The following is a 15,192-nucleotide window of genomic DNA, read 5'->3' as shown; positions in this document are numbered from 1 at the left end:
CGATAATCGAGGGCTTACTGACAAAATGCCGAGGCCCCGCCATGACGCGCGCATCTACCGAACAGGTCCCGCCGCAAACCCTGAGAAAAGTCATCGTCGCCGCCGGTATCGGCAATTTTGTCGAGTGGTTCGACTTCGCCGTGTATGGCTTTCTCGCCACCACTATCGCGCAACAGTTTTTCCCCAGTGGCGATGCCAGCGCGGCGTTGCTCAAGACGTTCGCGGTGTTTGCCGTGGCTTTTGCCTTTCGGCCCCTGGGCGGGATTTTTTTCGGCATGCTGGGCGATCGCATCGGCCGCAAGCGCACCCTGGCGATGACGATTTTGCTGATGGCCGGGGCCACCACCCTGATCGGCCTGCTACCCACGTATGCCGCGATTGGCGTTACCGCGCCGATCCTGCTGTCGTTGATCCGCTGCGCCCAGGGCTTTTCCGCCGGCGGTGAATACGCCGGCGCCTGCGCCTACCTGATGGAACACGCGCCCAGCGATAAACGGGCGTGGTACGGCAGCTTTATCCCGGTGTCGACCTTTGCCGCCTTCGCCTCGGCGGCGGTGGTGGCCTATGCGTTGGAGGCCTCGCTGTCGGCCGAAGCCATGGGCAGCTGGGGCTGGCGCCTGCCGTTCCTGATTGCCGCACCACTGGGCCTGGTTGGCCTGTACCTGCGCTGGCGGCTGGATGAGACCCCGGCGTTCCAGGCGGTGAAGCAGGAGCATGCGGTGGCCCATTCGCCGCTCAAGGAAACCCTGCGCAACCATGGCGCGGCGATCTGCTGCCTGGGCGCCTTTGTGTCGCTGACGGCGCTGTCGTTTTATATGTTCACCACCTACTTTGCCACGTACCTGCAAGTGGCCGGTGGCCTGAGCCGGGCGACGGCGTTGCTGGTGTCGCTGATTGCACTGATCTTCGCTGCGGCAATGTGCCCGCTGGCCGGCTGGTATTCCGACCGCGTCGGGCGGCGCGTCACGGTGATGACCGCCTGCGGGCTGTTGATGGTGGTGGTGTATCCCTCGTTCCTGATGGCCAGTTCCGGCTCGTTCGCCGCGTCCATCGTCGGCGTGATGCTGCTGGCGGTGGGCGCGGTGTTGTGCGGTGTGGTCACGGCGGCCCTGCTCTCGGAAACCTTCCCGACCCGCACGCGCTACACCGCCTCGGCGATTACCTACAACATGGCCTACACGATCTTTGGCGGCACTGCGCCACTAGTGGCGACGTGGCTGATCAGCACCACCGGCAGCAACCTGTCCCCGGCGTTTTACCTGATTGCCGTGGCCCTGCTCGCGCTGGCCGGGGGCCTGGCCTTGCCGGAGACCTCGCGCATTTCCCTGCACGACGCGTAAGGCGCGGCGAACCTTTCTTGCGCAAACACCGTCCGAGCTAGGGCACTGATGCTTTTCGCCCGCTCGGAGGTTTGTGTTTGAAAGCTGCCATCGTCAAAAAGTACCGCCTGATTATCAAGACCATGGGTTATGTCGGCTGGGCACTGTTCTGGCTGCTGCTTTGGGATATCGCGGTCACCGTGGACTTCATGCTGTTTCTCAACGCCAAGATCAACCTACCGCTGATGCCCCTGACGCTGCTCGGTTCAGCGCTGGTGGTGCTGATCAGTTTTCGTAACACCAGCGCCTACAACCGCTGGTGGGAAGCGCGCACGCTGTGGGGCGCGATGGTCAACAATTCGCGCAGCTTTGCGCGGCAGGTGCTGACGTTGCTCGATGACCCAGGCAGCGAGGTCAACCCGATCAAGTCGACCCTGCTGCGCCGCCACGTGGCCTATGTGAACTGCCTGGCGGCGCACCTGCGGGGCGAGCCGTGCCCGGAGGAAGTGCGGGCGTTTATTCCTGGGGATGAGTTTGCGCGCAACGGTGCTACCAACAACTTTGCCAACGACATCCTGACCGGCTCCGCCGCCCTGCTGGCGCGCGAGTACAAGGCCGGGCGCCTGGACAGTATTCGCCTGGCGCGGCTCGAATCAACCATGGTGGACTTGTCCAACAGCCAGGGCGGCATGGAGCGCATTGCCAATACGCCACTGCCCTACCCGTATGTGTATTTTCCACGGCTGTTTATCTCGCTGTTCTGCCTGATCGTGCCGGTGGGGCTGGTGGAGTCCCTGGGCTGGTTCACCCCGCTGGCATCGACGGTGGTGGGGTTTATGCTGCTGGCCATCGAACGTATCGGCACTGACCTGCAAAGCCCGTTTCGCTCCAGCGAACACCAGATCCAGACCGAAGCCATCTGCGAAACCATCGAGAAAAACCTGCAGTCGATGCAGCGTGATTCGTTGGGGGATGTTCGCAGGGACCACTAAAAAGCCTGCATTTTTCGAGCATCTATATAATAATGCGTCGCATTAAACGATTCGTTTATCACACCGCGCTCTTCCCCGCCGAGTGAGCGTCGCATTAGTCAGAAGGATCTCTATGCAAGGCTTTTACCTGCCCTCTGTGCGCCTGCTGGGCGCACTGTTTTTGGCTGTCTGTTCGCTGATGACCCAGGCCGCTACCGATGAAACCGACCACTCGGCCACCTTCGAAAAAAACCAACAGTCCTACGTGATCAATGCCGATGGCAGTTTCGTCCAGACCATCGAGCTGGTCACGCGGATCAACGAAGAACGGGCGATCAAGCACAACGCGCAACGTTCGCTGAGCTACAACCGCTCCCTGGAAAACCTCGAAGTGCTGCAAGCCTTCACCCAGAAACCCGATGGCCGCAAGGTGAAGGTGGGCGCCGAACAGATCAAGGAGCAGCAGGAAACTGCCTCTTCCCAGGCGCCGATGTTCCAGGACTCGCGGGTCAAGGTGGTGATTTTTCCAGAGGTGGCGGTCGGTGACCGGCTGGTCCTGCGCTACCAGCGCCAGCGCACTACGGCGCTGTTCCCGCAGCAGTTCGAAGACTTCTTCGTGCCGGACTTCTACGATGCCGAGCAGTTGAGCCTGAGCTACGACTTGCCAGCCGACAAGCCGCTGTTCGTCGATGCCCGGGGCTTCAAGGCCAGCACCCCGGCCGCGGCAGCCGGGCGCAAGGTGTACCGTTGGGACTACGTACCGCAGGAAAAAGCTCGCATGGAAACCGGCGCGGTGTCCTATGTCGATTACGGCCAATTCCTCGCGGTCTCGACGTTCGCCAGCTACAAGGACTTCGCCCAGGCCTATGAGGCCAGGGCCCAGGTCGAAGTGACGCCGGCCATTGCCGCCCTGGCCAAGGAACTCACGGCCAACCTGAGCACCCCGCGCAGCAAAGCCCTGGCCCTGAGCGACTGGGTGCGTAAGAACATTCGTTATGTCGCGGTGTATGTCGGCGCGGGCGGCGTAGTACCGCATCCAGCCCAGGCCGTGCTGGACAACCGCTATGGCGACTGCAAGGACCATGTGGCCCTGCTGGAAGCCATGCTGCGCGCAGTAGCGATCGAGAGTTCGCCGGTGCTGGTCAACCTGGGTAACAGCTACACCCTGGCCAAAGTACCCACCCTGGGCGTGCTCAACCATGCGATCACGTATGTGCCGGCCCTGGATCTGTACCTGGACTCTACCGCCACGGCCATCGCCGCCGGCTACCTGCCGATCCCGGTGCTGGGCAAGCCGGTGCTGTTGACGCAATCGGGCGAACTGGCCAAGACCCCGGCCGCGCAAACCGGCAAGGTTACCAACGACCTGCTATTCAAGGTCGACAGCAACGGCGCGGCGGACTTTGTGCATGCCACCACCGTGGAAGGCTGGGGCTCGGAGTTCAATCGCTACCTGCTCAATGCGATGAAACCGGCTGACCGCGACTCGATGATCCGCAACGTCCTCGGCTGGTACGGGCAAACGGGCCAGGGCACGTTCAAAAGCGACTCCCTGCAGGATGAAGGCAACCCGTTCAAGAACACCCTTGAAGGGCGCACCGACAACCTGGTCAACCTTCCAGGCCCCACCGGCGTGCCAGCGCTCAGCAGCCTGGTCGGCGGCATTGCGCAGAACGTGTTTGCCTTCGCCTCCGAGAAAGACCGCACCCAAGGCTTCGGTTGCCTCTCCGGAGAAACCCAGGAGCAGGCCCGCTTCGAGTTCCCCAAGGAAGTCACCGTGCTCGCCGTGCCCAAGCCGCAGTCCCTGCAACAGGCCGGCTTTGACTACCAGGCCACCTACGCCAAGGAAGGCAACACGGTGCTGATCACCCGCCACTTCAAGTTCGCCCATGCCAATACGGTGTGCAGCCCCGAGGACTTCAAGGCGATGAAGCCGGTGATCGAAAGCATGGTCAACGACCTCAAGAGCCAGATCATCGTGCAGACCCTGTAAGCAGGAGCAGCGCCCAGGCGGCCAGATACAGACCCACCCCAAACACCCCATGGGCCACCGTGCTGCGCAACCGCGCAGTATTGGGCCTGGGGGTTCTGGACGCTGCGATGCCGGCACCCATCGCCGGTTGCAAGATGAAGAACGGCGCGACCACCGATAGCACACCGAAGGTCAGGGCCGGCAGCAACGTAGGCTGTCGCGCCCATTCAAGACCCACCATCAACAGCAGCAACGCCGCAAAGAACACCCCGATCAGGTAATGGGTGACCCAACCCAGCAGCCCCTCCCCCGGCACGGGTGATGATTGGGCGATACCGGCATGCATCCAGCGCCCACGCGGCAGGTGGCCGACCCAACGACCGACCATGGAAAAATCCAGGGACGGCATGCCAAGGCAGCGCTTGAGCAACAACGCCCAAAGATCCATGACCAGGGTCGCACCGGCCCCGATAAACACCGAAAACCCAACAAACTCAAGCACGTCCCTACTCCCTTTGACCATTGGCGGTGAGCGCAGCAGCGGTGCTGAAGCGCCAGCAAAAAAACATTCAATTAATTGATTGAATGTTTGGCCGATGCTAGGATCTTTGCCATGAAACCGTCAAGCCCCTTATTCCCCGCCGATCACTTCATCGCCCTGGCCGACATTGCCCGGACCCTGGGCCACGCCCATCGCCTGGCGCTGCTTGAACACATTGCCCAGGAGGAGCGCTCTGTCGAACAACTGGCGCAACTGTCCGGCGTGTCTGTGGCCAATGCTTCGCAGCATTTGCAGCAACTCAAGCGCGCGGGCATCGTGCAGACGCGCCGTGATGGCAAACGGGTGCTGTACAGCCTGGGGGCCGGTCCGGTGGCGCCTTTGCTGGAAGCATTGCGTGGCTACCTGGCGTTCCAGCATGCCGAGATACGCGAGGTAGCCCTCGATAGCCTGTCGCGACGTGACCGCCTGGAGGGTATATCCATCGAGGAGTTGCTGCTGCAGATGCAAAGCCAGAGCGTGGTGCTACTGGATGTGCGCCCCGAAGACGAGTTCGCTTCAGGGCACTTGCCAGGCGCGCTCAACATCCCGGCTGAGGCCCTGCAACAGCGTTTGGCAGAGCTGCCCAAAGGCAAGCACGTGGTCGCCTACTGCCGCGGGCCTTATTGCGTGCTGTCCACCGATGCCATCAACACCTTGCACGCCCATGGCTTGCCCGCACGCCGGCTGCGCGCCGGGTTTGACGACTGGAAAGCGGCCGGCCTGAGCGTCGAATAACCCATCGCAAGACTTAAAAAATGATCAGACCCCTTGACCCCAAAGACCTCGATTGCGTCCTGCAGATCTGGCTGGATGCCTCGCTCATAGCCCACGACTTTATCGACGCCGCCTTCTGGCAGTCGCAGGTCGAGAACATGCGCAACCTGTACCTCCCTGCATCCCAGACCTTCGTCATTGAGCGTCAATCGACGGTGGTGGGGTTTTACTCGTTGCTCGAGCAGCAGATGGCCGCGCTGTTTGTCGCCCCCGACTGCCAGGGCCAGGGCCTCGGCAAACAGCTGGTGGCGCACGCCAGGAAGCAGCAGCCCGTACTGACCTTGGCGGTTTATAAAAACAACAGCGCCAGTTACCAGTTCTACCTGTCACAAGGGTTTGTGGTCACCCATGAGGAGATCGATGAGCACAGCGGCCAAGCGCAATACTGGATGAACAGCGTCGCCAGCACACCTCAGTAATCCGTCATCACCACCATCACTTCAGCGTCCACCTCGCTTTCGGCGAGGTAGATATGGCCGATGCCGCTATTGAAATAAGCGGTTTCGCGACAGCCAATGCTGATGGACTCGCCCGTTTCGAATTGAATCCGCACCCGTCCGGACAGCACCACCGCGAACTCCTGGCCGGGGTGGCGGATGTAGTCGTCAAACTGGGTCAGTTCACGGGCGAAGATGCGTGCGTACATCGGCGTCATGCGCCGCCCGGGGAAGTCCCCGGCCATCGGGTGATAGTCATAATTGCCCGTGCTGTAGCCCGCCGCGCTATCTATGGCGGTGCTGACCACGGTGGGCTGGACCTGGTTGGGCGCGGTCGTTTCCGGGATGAATAACTGCGCAATATCCACGCCCAGCGCCCGCGCCGCCGCCGCCAGTTTTTCGTAGCTCACCGATACCTGCGCCAGTTCCATCTTCGACAAGGTCGACAGCGCCACGCCCGAACGCTCAGACAATTGCTTGAGCGTCAGCTGCTGGTTTTTGCGGATCCCCCGCAGGCGGGCGCCTACCTGGCTGCGATCTATCAGCGGATGGGCCGTGGAACACGAAGCGGGCGCTGTCTGATCGGAACTCATGCTGACTCTCTGTCGTGGACCAAGCCCGGAATATTAACCCACGAGGAAGGCTTGACTGGGAAATTCTCATACCCTACATTTCTCTTATGTGAGAATTATCAAAAACGAGAAAAACCCATTCGCACACAGAAGGTACTCAGGCATGCAGGACCGCGATTGTTTCGATTTCGCCATTATCGGCGGGGGCATTGCAGGCGCTTCACTGGCCTATCGCCTGGCAAGTGAGGCCAGTGTGGTGGTGCTCGAGCGTGAGAGCCAGCCGGGTTATCACGCCACTGGCCGTTCTGCCGCCATGTTCATGGAAACCTACGGCACCCCGCAGATTCAAGCGCTGACCCGCGCCAGCCGGGCCTTCTACGAGCAACCACCGGCAGACTTTACCGAGCACGCACTGCTTGAACCTCGCGGCTGCCTGTATGTTGCCAATCACGGACAGCAGCCATTGCTGAAAAAAACCTTCGACAGCCACTTGGCTACCGCAGCCAATGTGTCGCTGATCGATCGCGAACAGGCGCTGTCACTGGTGCCTTGCCTGCGCCCGGAGGCGATCGCCGGTGCCATGCTTGAAACCGAGGCCCGTGACCTGGATGTGCATGCGCTACACCAGGGTTTCCTGCGGGCGATGCGCCGTGCCGGTGGGGTCTTGCAGTGCAACGCGCAGTTGAGTGGCGCCACCCGCCAGGGCCGTTACTGGCTGCTGACATTGGCCGACGGTCGGCAAATACGCGCACGTAACCTGGTCAACGCCGCTGGCGCCTGGGCCGACCAGGTTGCACAGCTATGCGGCGTAGCACCGGTCGGCTTGCAAGCGTGCCGCCGTACCGCATTCACCTTCGATGGCCCCGAGGGCGTCGACTTTTCACGCTGGCCCGCCGTTATCGGTATCGATGAAAGCTTCTACTTCAAACCCGACGCCGGCCAACTGCTGGGCTCACCGGCCAACGCCGACCCGGTCCCGCCACAGGACGTGATGCCCGAAGAGCTGGATGTTGCCACCGGGATTTATCACATCGAAGCCGCCACTTCCCTGAGCATTCGACGGCCACGCCACAGCTGGGCCGGCCTGCGCTCATTCGTGGCCGATGGCGACCTGGTGGTCGGCTGGGACGAACAGTGTGAAGGCTTCTTCTGGCTCGCCGCCCAGGGCGGTTATGGCATCCAGTCGGCGGCAGGCGTCTCGCAACTGGCCTGCGCCCTATTGCTCGATCAACCCTTGCCTGAAGCGCTGCGGCGCCAGGGCGTAGAACCACAGCGCCTGGCTGCGGCCCGCTTGCGCTGATCATTCACTCTGCCGAGGTTCCTTGTCATGCCAGAAAGTCTCCAGCGTTATCCCAGTCACCTGCCCTACCCGTTCTCCAAAGCCATTCGGGCGGGCGATCTGCTGTACCTCTCCGGGCAAGTGCCCATGGACCCAAAGGGCGAAGTGGTACGCGGTGATATCCAACTGCAAACCGAAGCCGTCATGAGCCGCATCGGCGAAACCCTGGCCGAATGCGGTGCCGGGTTTGACCAGGTGGTGAAGGCCACGGTGTGGCTATCAGATATGCAGCATTTCGCCGGTTTCAACGAGGTGTACGCACGCCACTTCAAGCAGGGATTCCCGGTGCGCTCCACGGTCGGTGGTACGCAACTGGCGCTGGGGGTCGATGTAGAAATCGAAGTCCAGGCCTGGGTCGGCCCGCCTACCCGCTGATAGTTCGCCACAAACCTCAAGGCAACGCGTTGGTTCAAGGACTGCGCGTTACGCCTGCGGTGTTTCACAAGCAAGCTCGCACGCCCCTTAACAAAAACAATTCAAGGGAAGTCGTCATGAAAGAGAGTCTGAAGATTGCCGGTGCATTTGTCGGCGTGATCGTTGGTGCGGGATTCGCCTCGGGTCGGGAACTGTTGCTGATGTTCGTCGATTTCGGCGTATGGGGATTGCTCGGCGCAGTGCTCAGCGCGGCATTGTTCACCTTCCTTGGGATGGCGCTGGCGGGCATGGGAAACCGCCTGCGCGCCACCTCCCATAAAGATGTGGTGTATGCGTTATGCGGGCGGCACCTGGGGGTGCTGGTCGACCTGATGATCACCTTTTTCATGTTTGCGGTAACGGTGGTGATGCTCGCGGGCGGCGGCGCATTACTGGAACAGCAGTTCGGCATCCCGGCCACCCTGGGCAGCGTGGCGGTCACCCTGGTGGTGATCATTATTGTGTGCCTGGACGTGCACAAGGTCATCGGCCTGATCGGCTCGGTCACCCCGTTCTTGATCCTCACGGCAGTCGGCGTGGCGCTGTACGGCGTTGCCTCCCGAGGCCTGAGCTTCCCTGAGCTGAACCAACTGGCCGCCCGCCAGAGTGCCGGCGCCAGCCATTGGCTGCTCGGCGCATTGCTGTACGTGTCCTACAACATTGTGGCCGGCGTACCGATCCTGGCAATCATGGGCGGCGCGGCGAAAAGCGAAAAACAGGCGGTCTGGGGCGGAATTCTCGGCGGTGCCATATTGGGCCTGCTGATGCTGGTCATGAGCCTGGGGTTGTTGTCGCGCCTGGACAGCGTGGCGGATCTGCCGATGCCGATGCTGTCCATCGCCAGCGAAGTCTCGCCGGCGCTCGGGCTGCTGATGGCGGTGATTATCTTCCTGATGATCCTCAATACCGCCGTCGGCACTTTGTACTCCTTCTCGGCCCGCCTGCTGCCACCCGGCACCCGTACATTCCGGGTCGGTTCGGCGGCCTTTGCCACACTGGCCTTTGCCGGCAGCCTGATCGGTTTTATCAGCCTGGTCGGCCAGGTTTACCCGCTGTTTGGCTACCTGGGTTTCTTGCTGATCGCGGCCGTGTTGATTGGCTGGTTGCGCCTCGGGCGCCTGGCCGGGGCCACAAGCTAAACCCAAGGCTGATGGCTGGTCACGCAGTGAATGCCACCACCGCCGGCCGCAATGGCGTCGATATCCAGCTGCACCACCTTGCGTCCCGGATAGAGCCGGGACAGCAGGTCGAATGCCTTGCGGTCGGCGGCCTTGTCGCCAAACTGCGGGGCGATCACGGCGCCATTGATCACGAAGTAGTTGATGTAGCCGGCGGCGTAGTCCGGATTGTCACGGCTGAAACGGTTGCTGCGCGGGTTGAGCGGCGGCGATACGGTGTGTATTTGCAACGGCCGGCCATCGGCATCGGTGGCCTGCTTGAGAATATCCAGGTGGGCCAAGGTCACCTGGTGGTCGTAGGACTGGGGGTCGGTGTCCAGGTTGGCGATGACCACGCCCGGCGAGACAAAGCGTGCGTAAAAGTCGACATGGGCGTCGGTAATGTCCTTGCCCTTGATGCCCGGCAACCAGATGATCTTGCGCAAGCCCAGCCGGCTCTTCAGTTCGGCCTCGACGTCGGCCTTGCTCCAGCCGGGGTTGCGGTTGGTATTGATCCAACTGCTTTCGGTCATGATCCCGGTGCCGTGGCCGTCCACTTCGATGGCACCGCCCTCGCCCACCAGTTCGCTGCGGATATAGGTGGCGCCTGCCAGCTCGGCAACGTGAGCTGCCAGTTCGGCATCGTCGGCGTGCTGCTGCTTGTTGCCCCAGCCGTTGAAGTTGAAGTCCACCGCGCCCAACTGGCCATTATCATCCACGACAAAGTTGGCGCCGGTGTCACGCATCCAGATGTCATCCAGTTCGGTGTGCACGAAGGTGATGTTGCGGGTGCCGCATTTTTCTTCGGCCAGCTCACGCTCTTCTTCGCGGCAGAACACCGTGACCGGCTCGTACGCGGCAATCGCCCGGGCGATACGGCCCAGGGCGTCCTGCACAGCGGGGGTAAAGTCCTGGTGAATCGCCTCCTGGGCGCCGAAGGCGATAAAGGCACGCTGGTGTTTCTCACCCTCGTCGGGCATGAACCAGCGGCCCAGGAGTGCCGCCTGCACGGGCAGCCCCATGGAGGCGGCGGCGCCCAGGCTGGCCACCACCGCGGCCTGTTTGATGAATTGGCGACGTGTGCTCATGTGTACCTCTGTAGGTGCCGTCATTGACCGACGGCCGTCTTGAATTTAGTCCAAACCCGCATGCGTGCGCGCATATCGGCCTGGGGAATATCCTGGCCGGCCACCAGTCGCTTGAAGGTGGCGTCGTCCGGGTAAATGTCCGGGTTGTTGCCCATGGCCGGATCCACGCTGGCGCGGGCCTTGGCATTGGCCGTGGGGTAGCCGGTGAAATTGCTGATGGCCGCCATGTTCTCCGGGCGCATGACAAAGTTGATAAACGCGTAGGCATATTCCGGATGCCGCGCATCCACGGGGATGGCCATGGTGTCCATCCATACCGTCGTGCCCTCGCGGGGGATGTGGTATTGGAAGCGCGCCTTTTTACCCGCCGCATCCGCCGCCCGTTGCGCCTGGGTCATGTCGCCGCTGTAGCCCAGGGACAGGCACAGGTTGCCATTGACCAGGTCAGTCACCGGCTGCGACTGGAACTTGCGGATGTATGGCCGCAGCTTGAGCAACAGGGCGCTGGCCGCGGCCAGGTCTTCGGGCTTGGCACTGCGCGGTTCGCGCCCCAGGTAAATCAGCGCGACGGCCAGTACTTCGTCGGGCGAGTCGATCAGCGAGATGCCGCAATCGGCAAATTGGCGCGCCAGTTCCGGCTTGAACAACAGGTCCAGGCTATTGACCGGCGCATTCGGCATGCGCTGTAGGATTTGCTCGGCGTTATAGGTCAGGCCAATCGTGCCCCAGGTGTAGGGCACTGTGGCCTGATTGGACGCGCGGTAATGACTGCGCAGTTGTTGCAGGCCTGGTTCGATATCCTCCAGCGCCGCAAGTTTCGCCGGATCCAGCGGTTGCAGGCTGCCGGCGCGCATCAAGCGCTCGCCCACCGTATCGCCGGGGAAGATCAGGTCATAGCCACTGCCACCGGCCATCAGCTTGGCCTCCAGGGTCTCGCTGCCATCCATCACGTCGTAGATCACCTGGATCCCGGTTTCGGCAGTAAAGCGAGCCAGGGTGTCTTCGGCAAAATAGTCGGCCCAGTTGTACAGGCGCAGGATCTTTTCGTCGGCCTGTACCGTCGGGATGACGATGCTCAGGGCCAGGGTGCAGTGGATCAGCTTCATGTCATACCCCTTGGGTCTGCCAGCGTGGATGCAGATGGCGACCGTCCTGGGTCAGCAAGCCGCCATACATGTCCGGGCGGCGGTCGCGGTAGATGCCCCAGGTCAGGCGCTCTTCGGCCATGGCCGCCAGGTCCAGGCACTGGAGCAGCACGCCGCTGCTGGCGCGGTCGGCCTCGGCCAGCAGTGCGCCTTTGTGGTTGCAGATAAACGACGAGCCGTAGAATGCCATCTGCAAGGCCGGGTCGCTGGTCGCCACTTCCCGGCCGACACGATTGGCCGCCACCACCGGCAACAGATTGGCGGCGGCGTGCCCGCGCATGGTCATCTGCCAGTGATCACGGGAGTCCAGGCTGGCACAACCCGGCTCGGAGCCGATGGCGGTGGGAAACAGCAACACCTCGGCGCCCAGCAACGCCAGGCAACGCGCGGTCTCGGGGAACCACTGGTCCCAGCAGATACCCACGCCGAGGCGGCCGAACGCGGTGTCCCAGACCTTGAAGCCAGTGTCGCCGGGGCTGAAGTATTCCTTCTCCTGATAGCCAATGGCGTTGGGAATATGGGTCTTGCGATACACCCCCAGCAGTTGCCCGTCGGCATCGGCCACGCTCAGAGAATTGAAGTAGGCGTTACCGGCCTTTTCGAACCAGCTCAACGGCAGCACCACGCCCAGCTCCCCGGCCAGCGCGGCGAAGCGCTTGAGCACCGCGCTATGGCGGTACTCCTCAGCCAAGGCCAGGTGTTTGTGTTGCTGTTCGATGCAGAAATACGGCGTGGCAAACAGTTCTTGCAGCAGAATGACCTGGGCGCCCTGGCTGGCCGCTTCACGCACCAGCCGTTCGGCTTGATCAAGGTTGTGCGGCAAATCCCAGGTGCAGGGCATCTGGGTGGTGGCGATGGTCAGCAAGGTCATGGCATCAGCCCTCCACCGGCCAGGCCGGCTGCTGCTGGGTGATGCAATGCACGCCGCCGCCGCCATGGGCCAGGTGGTTGATACGCACCGGTACCACCACGCGATCCGGGAATGCCTGGGCCAGTACCTCGGCAGCCACCTGGTCGGCCGCAATGCCATAGGCCGGCATGATGATCGCGCCGTTGGCGATGTAAAAGTTGGTGTAGGACGCGCAAAACACCTCGGCGTCGGCATCTACCGCCTCGCTGGCCTCAAAGAGTTCGATCAACTCGAACCGGCGGCCCTTGGCATCGGTGGCCAACTCCAGGGCGCGGCGGTTTGCCCGTGCCACCTCGGCGTACACCGAACCCTGGTCGTGGGTGGCGTCCACCAGCAACACGCCGGGGCGGGCAAAGGCGCACACACCATCGACATGGCCGTCGGTCATATCCCCGGTGACGTAATCCGGATCGCCCGGCAGCCAGATGGTTTTTGTCACCCCCAGCCAGCGCGCAAAGAACGCCTCCATCTCGGCCTTGCCCATGCCCGGGTTGCGATTGGGGTTGAGCAACACCGACTCGGTGGTAATCAACGTGCCCTCACCGTCCACATGAATCGCCCCGCCTTCATTGCTCAACGGTGTGCCAAAGCATGGCAGGCCCAAGTGGTTGAGGGTGCGCCGGGCCAGGCTTTCGTCCAGGTCGTGGGCCGACTTGCCGCCCCACGCGTTAAAACGCCAGCTCACACCGGCCAGGCCCAATTGCGGGTGGCCAATAAAGCTGGGGCCGGAGTCGCGGCACCAACTGTCGTTGACCGCCAGCGCGATCAGTTCGATGTTGGGGCCGCACAGGGCTTTGGCCGTGTCGAGTGCACAAGGGTCAACCACCAGCTTCACCGGCTCGAACCGCGCGATGGCATTGGCGACCCGCGCAAAATCCGCCTGCACTTGGGCCAGGGTCACGCGCCATCCCGCCTCCCAGAGTGCCTGGTTATGGGGCCAGACCATCCAGGTCGCGGCATGCCTGGCCCATTCCGCCGGCATCCTCCAGCCGCTGTGTGGCATCTCGTTCTGCAGCATGACAACCCCCTTCTGAGTTAAGCCTTTGTGTTCACCGAAAACGACGTACACGCTATGGGGATCCATGCTACGTTTGGCCAAACCGCCAAACAAACGATGGATTTTGCAGGCAAATGATTAGAGAAACTTATCAGCATGCTTAAACACTGGCCGCCCCTGGGGGCACTGCGCGGCTTCGAAGCGGCGGCGCGGCTGGGCAGTTTTCACAAGGCTGCCAACGAACTGCACCTGACCCAATCGGCCATCAGCCAACAGATCCGCAGCCTCGAAGCGTACCTGGAACAGCCGCTGTTCTTTCGCAACGGGCGCAGCGTCGCCCTGACTGATGCCGGCCATGATTTCCTCAGCACCACCCAGGCCCTGTTGCAACAGTTGTCAGTGGGCGTACGCCGGCTGGGGCAGTACCGCAAGGCCAATCAACTGGTGCTCAACACCACGCCCGCCTTTGCCCGCCACTGGCTGTTGCCGCGCCTGGCCGACTTCCGCCGACACCACCCGGACGTGGATTTGTGGCTGTTCAGCACCGACGAAGTACCCGACATGGCCACCCAGACCATCGACCTCGCCGTGCGCGACGACATCAGCGCCCAGGCCGAGTGCAGCTTCAAAGTGCTGCACACCGACCGCCTGTATCCCGCCGCGCACCCCAGCGTACTGGCCCTGCCCCACGAGCAACGCACGACCCTGCATGGCGAGCGGGAAATGGACTGGAGCCATTGGGCGGTGGAAGCCGGGATCGACGTGGGCCAGCAGGACCAGGGCCTGAACTTCTCCGACCCCGGCCTGCTGCTGGACGCAGCCTGCGGTGGCCTGGGCATCGCACTGGTCAGCCAGTTACTGAGCCAGCACGCGCGGGACAACGGCCTGCTGCAACCTTTGGTCGACGCGACCATTCGCGGCCCCAACTGGGCCTTGCTGACCCACCGCGACAGCGAAAACGACCCACTGGCGCGCAGCTTCAGCCAGTGGTTGCTGGACAACCTGGCGCAAGGTGCCCCCACATGAGTCAAGGACTGGAAGACATCCTGGCCGAGCGGCTGGCCGTGATTTTTTGCGGGATCAATCCGGGCCTGCTGGCGGCCGCCCAGGGCCATCATTTTGCCGGACGCAGCAACCGCTTCTGGCGCACCTTGCACCTGGCCGGGTTTACCCCACATCAAGTTCGGCCCGAGGATGATCGGACAATCTTGCAGTACCACTGCGGGCTGACGACCGTCGTGGAACGGCCAACGGCGCGGGCCGATCAACTGTCCCAGGATGAATTCAAGGCGGCGGCCGAGGGCTTTGAAAACAAAATCCGCCAGTATGCACCGCGCTATGTGGCGTTCCTGGGCAAGGCGGGTTATTGCGCGCTATCGGGGCAGCGCGAGGTCGCGTGGGGGCTGCAACCGCGGACGTTGGGGGATGCTGCGGTGTGGGTGCTGCCCAATCCCAGCGGGCGGAATCTGGCGTTTACGTTGGAGCAGTTGGTGGCAGCGTATGGGCGGCTCTGTTTGGCAGCATTCCCCGAGACGGGCAAGTAGCGTCAGGGACCA

Annotated in this window: 16 protein-coding genes; 10 read left to right on the top strand and 6 right to left on the bottom strand. The window is 62.5% G+C overall.

Annotated features, from left to right (window positions below):
* The first annotated feature begins 41 nt into the window (after positions 1–41).
* The 3 genes from ACSSVH_RS08200 to ACSSVH_RS08190 all read left to right on the top strand — a co-directional run bounded on the left by ACSSVH_RS08200 (position 42) and on the right by ACSSVH_RS08190 (position 4,283).
* Positions 42–1,340 (top strand): MFS transporter, encoded by a 1,299-nt coding sequence (locus ACSSVH_RS08200; RefSeq protein WP_492634331.1) that lies wholly within the window; start codon positions 42–44, stop codon positions 1,338–1,340.
* 77 nt (positions 1,341–1,417) lie between these two features.
* A complete protein-coding gene (locus ACSSVH_RS08195) occupies positions 1,418–2,311 on the top strand; it encodes a bestrophin family protein (protein WP_170057782.1) in 894 nt (297 codons plus the stop codon).
* Between the two features lie 112 nt (positions 2,312–2,423).
* Positions 2,424–4,283, top strand: a complete 1,860-nt coding sequence (locus tag ACSSVH_RS08190) for a DUF3857 domain-containing transglutaminase family protein (RefSeq protein ID WP_172313102.1) — start codon at positions 2,424–2,426, stop codon at positions 4,281–4,283.
* Here ACSSVH_RS08190 and ACSSVH_RS08185 read toward each other — a convergent pair.
* Positions 4,264–4,764, bottom strand: a complete 501-nt coding sequence (locus ACSSVH_RS08185; RefSeq protein WP_346266495.1) for a DUF2938 domain-containing protein — start codon at positions 4,762–4,764, stop codon at positions 4,264–4,266. The two genes, ACSSVH_RS08190 and ACSSVH_RS08185, sit on opposite strands and share 20 nt — an antisense overlap.
* A 111-nt stretch (positions 4,765–4,875) precedes the next feature.
* On the opposite strand from ACSSVH_RS08185, the gene ACSSVH_RS08180 reads away from it, so the two are divergent.
* Positions 4,876–5,538 carry an ArsR/SmtB family transcription factor gene (locus ACSSVH_RS08180; protein WP_169953377.1) on the top strand — a complete coding sequence of 221 codons (663 nt, stop codon included), beginning with the start codon at positions 4,876–4,878 and terminating at the stop codon, positions 5,536–5,538.
* Positions 5,539–5,558: 20 nt separating this feature from the next.
* Positions 5,559–5,996: an N-acetyltransferase gene (locus ACSSVH_RS08175; protein WP_172313105.1), complete on the top strand. Its 438-nt coding sequence runs from the start codon at positions 5,559–5,561 to the stop codon at positions 5,994–5,996.
* Here ACSSVH_RS08175 and ACSSVH_RS08170 read toward each other — a convergent pair.
* Positions 5,990–6,607: a helix-turn-helix domain-containing protein gene (locus ACSSVH_RS08170; protein ID WP_172313107.1), complete on the bottom strand. Its 618-nt coding sequence runs from the start codon at positions 6,605–6,607 to the stop codon at positions 5,990–5,992. The genes ACSSVH_RS08175 and ACSSVH_RS08170 overlap by 7 nt on opposite strands.
* A 142-nt stretch (positions 6,608–6,749) precedes the next feature.
* Here ACSSVH_RS08170 and ACSSVH_RS08165 point away from each other — a divergent pair, with 142 nt between their 5' ends.
* The 3 genes from ACSSVH_RS08165 to ACSSVH_RS08155 all read left to right on the top strand — a co-directional run bounded on the left by ACSSVH_RS08165 (position 6,750) and on the right by ACSSVH_RS08155 (position 9,478).
* On the top strand, positions 6,750–7,886 hold the full coding sequence (locus ACSSVH_RS08165) for an NAD(P)/FAD-dependent oxidoreductase (RefSeq protein ID WP_169953371.1): 1,137 nt from the start codon (positions 6,750–6,752) through the stop codon (positions 7,884–7,886).
* Between the two features lie 27 nt (positions 7,887–7,913).
* Positions 7,914–8,300, top strand: coding sequence for a RidA family protein (locus ACSSVH_RS08160; protein ID WP_170057777.1), 387 nt, complete (start codon positions 7,914–7,916; stop codon positions 8,298–8,300).
* 116 nt (positions 8,301–8,416) lie between these two features.
* Entirely contained in the window at positions 8,417–9,478 is a 1,062-nt protein-coding gene (locus ACSSVH_RS08155) for a YkvI family membrane protein (RefSeq protein ID WP_492634330.1), read from the top strand.
* Here ACSSVH_RS08155 and ACSSVH_RS08150 read toward each other — a convergent pair.
* The 4 genes from ACSSVH_RS08150 to ACSSVH_RS08135 are packed head-to-tail and all read right to left on the bottom strand — an operon-like array spanning position 9,475 to position 13,657.
* Complete coding sequence (locus ACSSVH_RS08150; protein ID WP_492634329.1) at positions 9,475–10,584, bottom strand: agmatine deiminase family protein; 1,110 nt, start codon at positions 10,582–10,584, stop codon at positions 9,475–9,477. The two genes, ACSSVH_RS08155 and ACSSVH_RS08150, sit on opposite strands and share 4 nt — an antisense overlap.
* A 20-nt stretch (positions 10,585–10,604) precedes the next feature.
* Complete coding sequence (locus ACSSVH_RS08145; protein ID WP_169953363.1) at positions 10,605–11,690, bottom strand: extracellular solute-binding protein; 1,086 nt, start codon at positions 11,688–11,690, stop codon at positions 10,605–10,607.
* 1 nt (position 11,691) lies between these two features.
* The gene (aguB, locus tag ACSSVH_RS08140) at positions 11,692–12,600 is read right to left on the bottom strand and encodes an N-carbamoylputrescine amidase (RefSeq protein ID WP_432755283.1); all 909 of its coding nucleotides are present in this window, start codon (positions 12,598–12,600) and stop codon (positions 11,692–11,694) included.
* 4 nt (positions 12,601–12,604) lie between these two features.
* Entirely contained in the window at positions 12,605–13,657 is a 1,053-nt protein-coding gene (locus ACSSVH_RS08135; protein ID WP_492634328.1) for an agmatine deiminase family protein, read from the bottom strand.
* Between the two features lie 135 nt (positions 13,658–13,792).
* Here ACSSVH_RS08135 and ACSSVH_RS08130 point away from each other — a divergent pair, with 135 nt between their 5' ends.
* A complete protein-coding gene (locus ACSSVH_RS08130; protein ID WP_169953357.1) occupies positions 13,793–14,662 on the top strand; it encodes a LysR substrate-binding domain-containing protein in 870 nt (289 codons plus the stop codon).
* Positions 14,659–15,180, top strand: a complete 522-nt coding sequence (gene mug, locus ACSSVH_RS08125; RefSeq protein WP_492634327.1) for a G/U mismatch-specific DNA glycosylase — start codon at positions 14,659–14,661, stop codon at positions 15,178–15,180. The genes ACSSVH_RS08130 and mug overlap by 4 nt, the downstream gene beginning before the upstream one ends.
* Positions 15,181–15,192: the final 12 nt, after the last annotated feature.

Source organism: Pseudomonas sp. HC1(2025), from assembly GCF_058742075.1.
The sequence above is the reverse complement of the archived record's forward strand: the minus strand, read 5'-3'. Positions and strand labels throughout refer to the sequence as shown.

Excerpts from the sequence above, each read along its gene's own strand:
- ACSSVH_RS08200 (WP_492634331.1), top strand. The coding sequence starts at position 42 with ATGACGCGCGCATCTACCGAACAGGTCCCGCCGCAAACCCTGAGAAAA.
- ACSSVH_RS08190 (WP_172313102.1), top strand. The coding sequence starts at position 2,424 with ATGCAAGGCTTTTACCTGCCCTCTGTGCGCCTGCTGGGCGCACTGTTT.
- ACSSVH_RS08180 (WP_169953377.1), top strand. The coding sequence starts at position 4,876 with ATGAAACCGTCAAGCCCCTTATTCCCCGCCGATCACTTCATCGCCCTG.
- ACSSVH_RS08175 (WP_172313105.1), top strand. The coding sequence starts at position 5,559 with ATGATCAGACCCCTTGACCCCAAAGACCTCGATTGCGTCCTGCAGATC.
- ACSSVH_RS08170 (WP_172313107.1), bottom strand. The coding sequence starts at position 6,607 with ATGAGTTCCGATCAGACAGCGCCCGCTTCGTGTTCCACGGCCCATCCG.
- ACSSVH_RS08165 (WP_169953371.1), top strand. The coding sequence starts at position 6,750 with ATGCAGGACCGCGATTGTTTCGATTTCGCCATTATCGGCGGGGGCATT.
- ACSSVH_RS08160 (WP_170057777.1), top strand. The coding sequence starts at position 7,914 with ATGCCAGAAAGTCTCCAGCGTTATCCCAGTCACCTGCCCTACCCGTTC.
- ACSSVH_RS08155 (WP_492634330.1), top strand. The coding sequence starts at position 8,417 with ATGAAAGAGAGTCTGAAGATTGCCGGTGCATTTGTCGGCGTGATCGTT.
- ACSSVH_RS08150 (WP_492634329.1), bottom strand. The coding sequence starts at position 10,584 with ATGAGCACACGTCGCCAATTCATCAAACAGGCCGCGGTGGTGGCCAGC.
- ACSSVH_RS08145 (WP_169953363.1), bottom strand. The coding sequence starts at position 11,690 with ATGAAGCTGATCCACTGCACCCTGGCCCTGAGCATCGTCATCCCGACG.
- aguB (WP_432755283.1), bottom strand. The coding sequence starts at position 12,600 with ATGACCTTGCTGACCATCGCCACCACCCAGATGCCCTGCACCTGGGAT.
- ACSSVH_RS08135 (WP_492634328.1), bottom strand. The coding sequence starts at position 13,657 with ATGCTGCAGAACGAGATGCCACACAGCGGCTGGAGGATGCCGGCGGAA.
- ACSSVH_RS08130 (WP_169953357.1), top strand. The coding sequence starts at position 13,793 with ATGCTTAAACACTGGCCGCCCCTGGGGGCACTGCGCGGCTTCGAAGCG.
- mug (WP_492634327.1), top strand. The coding sequence starts at position 14,659 with ATGAGTCAAGGACTGGAAGACATCCTGGCCGAGCGGCTGGCCGTGATT.